The following is a 1103-nucleotide window of genomic DNA, read 5'->3' on the forward strand; positions in this document are numbered from 1 at the left end:
TCGTCATAGGTGACGGTGACAGTGCCCGTGTATGACTCGGCCATGCCGGGCGCTGGGTTCGGGACATACAGCCTCTCAATCGTGAAGGTCGTCGGAGAGTCAATGGTCACTCGAATGTCGTAGTACCTGACTTCGTGACTGAGGTCAACCTGCTTGACTCTCGGTGGGGCGTTCTTGGTCGCGTCGGGGCACAGATCGGATACGCTTCCCTGCGTGTCGATACACTGCGCGATGATCTCCGCGAGCTCGTACTCTATTTGCTTTTCCAAGACAATAGCATCGAAAGTGAAGGGCCTCACCGTCGTTGCGCCGGTACTCGACAGCTCAACGTTGAACAGAGACCGGACTGCGCGATACTCGTCATCTCGATAGAGCTGCTGAAGCTTGCCAGGCAACGAGCTCAGGCGCGCTTCGCTACTGAATGAGCGCGCGCCGATCTCATACATCCCCGGGTAGAGGGTCAACGTGAGGGCCCGTCCTTTGACCGGCCACTCCGCCACGGGGTTAAAGGAAGCGATGGTAGCACCGTTGAAGAGAACCTCGGTCGTGGCGGCGGGCAACTCGACCGTCACAGTCTGCGCCATGCTCGTAGCGATCATCCACGGCGCATCCAGGCTCTCACGGCGCGCCACCATCTCGATATGCTCAGGCGCTACCGTCCTGACGAAAGGGGTACTCGTAACATTAAAGGTCGCTGTGAGCCTGTCGGGCGAGAGCGTCCCCTCAGAGAGGCTGACCTGATAGACCCTTCGAGCTGCACCCCTCAAATCAGCACCCGCATCGGTGAGCATCCACTCCGGGTCCGTCGAATCGGCGAGGCCATCCAACGCCGCCGCCTCATCAACGTTTCCCTTTAGGATCGCATCACAGTAGGCATTCACCACGCTGGTCGCACCAGCCAGCGCCTGAGCATCCAGCTCCCGCTCAACCCGCTCAACGTGCGAGCGCCACGCCAACACCGAGGCGACCGCCCCAACAATGAGGACGAGAACCGCAACGCTCGTCAACCAGTACCGCTTTCGCGCAAAAAACACCGGCGGCGACACAGACCAACGCAGCCGAGCCCGCACCCAGCGAGCATAAAGACGGTGATACAGAGTCCG

At 60.3% G+C, this 1103-nt stretch carries 1 protein-coding gene; it reads right to left on the minus strand.

Features of this window, described 5'->3' with window-relative positions; genetic code table 11:
- Positions 1 to 1007, minus strand: a 1007-nt coding sequence (locus O3669_RS10860; RefSeq protein WP_371524867.1) for a hypothetical protein, incomplete at its 3' end; no start/stop codon positions are given.
- Between the last annotated feature and the right edge of the window lie 96 nt (positions 1008 to 1103).

This window comes from Pauljensenia sp. 20925_1_34, from assembly GCF_041432775.1.
Classification (GTDB): Bacteria; Actinomycetota; Actinomycetes; order Actinomycetales; family Actinomycetaceae; genus Pauljensenia.